This window comes from Nocardioides sp., from assembly GCF_036274455.1.
Classification (GTDB): Bacteria; Actinomycetota; Actinomycetes; order Propionibacteriales; family Nocardioidaceae; genus Nocardioides.
In genome coordinates this window covers 1-3,410 of the sequence record NZ_DASUFR010000148.1, presented here as the reverse complement: position 1 = coordinate 3,410, position 3,410 = coordinate 1, and the positions used below count along the sequence as shown (strand labels likewise).

At 74.1% G+C, this 3,410-nt stretch carries 3 protein-coding genes; 2 read left to right on the top strand and 1 reads right to left on the bottom strand.

Annotation, left to right across the window (positions count from 1 at the left end; genetic code table 11):
• Nucleotides 1-465: 465 nt before the first annotated feature.
• Both larB and larC read left to right on the top strand, forming a co-directional pair.
• A complete protein-coding gene (gene larB / locus VFV89_RS14610; RefSeq protein WP_329706682.1) occupies nucleotides 466-1,095 on the top strand; it encodes a nickel pincer cofactor biosynthesis protein LarB in 630 nt (209 codons plus the stop codon).
• Nucleotides 1,092-2,291, top strand: a complete 1,200-nt coding sequence (gene larC, locus VFV89_RS14605; RefSeq protein ID WP_329706681.1) for a nickel pincer cofactor biosynthesis protein LarC — start codon at nucleotides 1,092-1,094, stop codon at nucleotides 2,289-2,291. Before larB ends, larC begins: the two co-directional genes overlap by 4 nt.
• On the opposite strand, the gene VFV89_RS14600 is transcribed toward larC, so the two are convergent.
• Nucleotides 2,262-3,410, bottom strand: a 1,149-nt coding sequence (locus VFV89_RS14600) for an ankyrin repeat domain-containing protein (RefSeq protein WP_329706680.1), incomplete at its 5' end; no start/stop codon positions are given. The genes larC and VFV89_RS14600 overlap by 30 nt on opposite strands.

The following is a 3,410-nucleotide window of genomic DNA, read 5'->3' as shown; positions in this document are numbered from 1 at the left end:
GAACAAGGGCGTGGATGCCTGCGTCGCGAGAGTCGTGCGATGGCAAGGCGTCCGTCCCGAAGGCAGGCTGGGCGCCTTTCGAGGGGCGGCAACACAGCCAGCGTGCGGCTATCGCGGCGCAGGCGCCGCGCGATTGTTCAGCAGTCTCCTAGCCGTCGGGGCCGAGCGGCGGTCAGCAGGCCATCCCGACCCGACCCCGCAGCTACTCGCCGGGTTGCTGACTGACCGCCCACCGACAGCAACCCCCCAGCTGCGGTCAGCAGGCAACCCCGAACAACGCGCCGGAGAACTCCTTGGCCGCCTGCTGGTCCGGCGTCGTCAGCTCCACGAAGCTCGGCGTGCCCTGCGCGTCGTGGTCGGCGGTGCTCACGCTGCCCAGCAGACACCCACGCCACGCGCTCCGACTAGCCTGCTCGGGTGGAGCACGACCCGCGGATCGAGGACCTCGGGTTCGCGCGGGTCGACATGGACCGAGCCCGGCGGACCGGCGACGCCGAGGTCGTCTACGGCGAGGGCAAGACGCCGGGACAGGTCATCGCGATCCTCAGGACCCTCCACGAGCGCCACCCCGACCGCGCGGTGCTGGCCACCCGCTTGTCCGAGGACGCCATGGCCCAGGTGGCCACCTCCCTCCCGGACGCGAACGTCGACGCCGTGGCCCGGGCCGCGACCCTGGGCCCGTTCCCCGAGCCCCGTGGCTCGGTGGCGGTGGTGTCGGCCGGCACCAGCGACGCTCCGGTGGCCGCCGAAGCGGCGCTGAGCATCCGGGTGCACGGCTCGGCGGTCGAGCTGATCGAGGACGTCGGCGTGGCCGGGCTGCACCGGCTGCTGGCCGTCAAGGACCGGCTCGAGGCGGCCAACTGCCTCGTGGTCGTGGCCGGGATGGAGGGCGCGCTGCCCTCCGTGGTCGGCGGGCTGACCGGCACGCCGCTGGTGGCGGTGCCGACCAGCGTCGGGTACGGCGCCTCGTTCGGCGGGCTGGCCGCACTGCTGGCAATGCTCAACTCCTGCGCCCCCGGGGTCACCGTGGTGAACATCGACAACGGCTACGGCGCCGGGGTCTTCGCGGCCCGCGTGGCCAGGGCAGCCCGATGACGACCCTCTGGGTCGACGCCTCGTCAGGCGCCAGCGGCGACATGCTGCTCGGCGCACTGGTCGGCGCCGGAGTCTCGATCGAGGTCCCCCAGCGTGCGGTGGCCGCGGTGTCGCCGGAGCTCATGACGCTGCGCGCCGAGGCGGTCACCCGCAACGGCTTCGCGGCGACCCGCGTGCACGTCGACGTCGCCGACTCCGCCCACCACCGCACCTGGCGCGACATCCGCAGGATGCTGCTCGAGTCCACGCTGTCCGACGACATCCGCGACCTTGCCCTGCGCGTCTTCGAACGACTCGCCGCCGCCGAGGGAGCGGTGCACGGGCACGACCCGCTCGACGTGCACTTCCACGAGGTGGGCGCACTGGACGCGATCGCCGACGTGGTCGGCACCTGCGCCGGGTTCGCGCACCTCGCACCGACCGAGATCGTGGTCAGCCCGATCGCGGTCGGCTCGGGGACGATCCGCGCTGCGCACGGCACCCTCCCGGTGCCGCCACCCGCCGTGGCCGCACTGCTCACCGGCGTGCCGTCGTACGCCGGTCCCGAGTCGGCTCCGGCCACCGAGCTCTGCACCCCGACCGGGGCGGCCTTGCTGACCACGCTCGCGACGTCGTACGGTCCCCAGCCCGCCATGACCACCGAGCAGATCGGCGTCGGCGCAGGCGGCCGCGATCCCGAGGGGCACGCCAACGTGCTCCGGCTGCTGGTCGGCAGCCCCGTGCCAGCGGCCGGGGACGCCGACGACCTGCTCGTGCTCGAGACCAACGTCGACGACCTCGACCCGAGGTTGTGGCCCGACGTCATCACCTCCGTGCTCGCGGCCGGCGCGCTGGACGCCTGGCTGACGCCGATCGTGATGAAGAAGGGTCGTCCGGCGCACACCTTCCGCGCGCTGGCCTCCCCCGACCGGGCGGCCGAGGTCCGGGCCACGATCTTCCGGGAGACCACGACGATCGGGGTCCGGGCGTACCCCGTCGCCCGCCATGCCCTCCCCCGCGAGCTCGCGACGGTGAGCGTGGACGGCTTCGAGATCGCGGTCAAGCTCGCCCGCCTCGACGGCGTGGTGGTGACTGCTCAGCCGGAGTACGAGGACGTCGTGCGCGCCGCACACGCCCTCGGCCGCCCCGTGCGCGAGGTCCTGGCCCGGGCGCAGGCGGCAGCGAGCTCAGCCGCGCAGGAGGCTCGCCACCGCTGACTGGCCCCGGGCCTCGGCGTGCTGCAGTGCCGTGGCGCCGTCGTGGTCGGCGATGGCCGGGTCGGCACCGGCGTCGAGCAGGATCCGCACGATCTCCTGGTAGGGCTCGGTCCCGTCGCCGAGGATCACCGCCTCGAGAAGCGCGGTCCACCCGAGGTCGTTCACGTGGTTGACGTCGATGCCGGTCCGCACGACCCGGCGGACGTAGTCGACGTGGCCGCGTTCGCTGGCCGGGATGACCGAGGTACCGCCGAACCGGTTGCGGATCGTCAGGTCCGGGTGCGCCGGCAACAGCACCTCCACCATCGGCACGCTGCCGGTCACCCCGGTGACCAGCCACGGCGTGTCGTGCCGGTCGTCGAGGGCGTCCGGGTCCGCGCCCAGGGCCACCAGCAGCCGGGCGGTGTCGACCCGGTCCTCGGTCACCGCGAGCAGCAGTGGGGTGCGGTCGTGCGCGTCGCGGCTCTCGATGTCGGCGTCGTGGCGTAGGGCCAGGGCCACGGCGTCCGCGTCGCCGTCGAGGCTGCCCCGCTCGCCCTGCGCGGCACGGGACAGGAGATCGGCGATCGCGCCGAAACCCCTCGCCCGCGCGGTCTCCACGGCGGTCCGGCCGTCCCGGCTCGCCCGGATGGCCACGTCGACCCCCGCCGCGACCAGGATCCGCACCGTGTCGACGTAACGCCGGCTGCCATCGCCGAGGGTCACGGCTTCGTGCAGTGCTGTCCAGCCCAGGTTGTTGACGTGGTCGAGGCGCACGCCGGCCCGCACCAGCCGCCCGACGACCCGCCAGTGGCCGCGCTCGGCGGCGCGGATGAGACCGGTGCCGTCGAAGCTGTCCCGCGCGTCGACGTCCGCGCCGTGGCGGAGGGTGAGGGCGAGCAGGTCGTCGTACCCCTCGCTGGTCGCGATGAGGAACGCGCTCTGCTGGGTGTCGTCCTGCGCGTTCACGTCTGCGCCGAGGGCCACCAGCCGCCGGGCGCGATCGACGTCGCCGGCCCAGGCCGCCTCGATGAGCCGGCGGTCGAGCTCGGTCTGGTCGACCGGCTCGGCGCTGGGCTCCGGTTGGCGGGTGGTCACGTCGGTCGCCTCCTGGCTGGGCGTGGGTGTCGCGCGTGCCGC

Excerpts from the sequence above, each read along its gene's own strand:
- larB (WP_329706682.1), top strand. The coding sequence starts at position 466 with ATGGACCGAGCCCGGCGGACCGGCGACGCCGAGGTCGTCTACGGCGAG.
- larC (WP_329706681.1), top strand. The coding sequence starts at position 1,092 with ATGACGACCCTCTGGGTCGACGCCTCGTCAGGCGCCAGCGGCGACATG.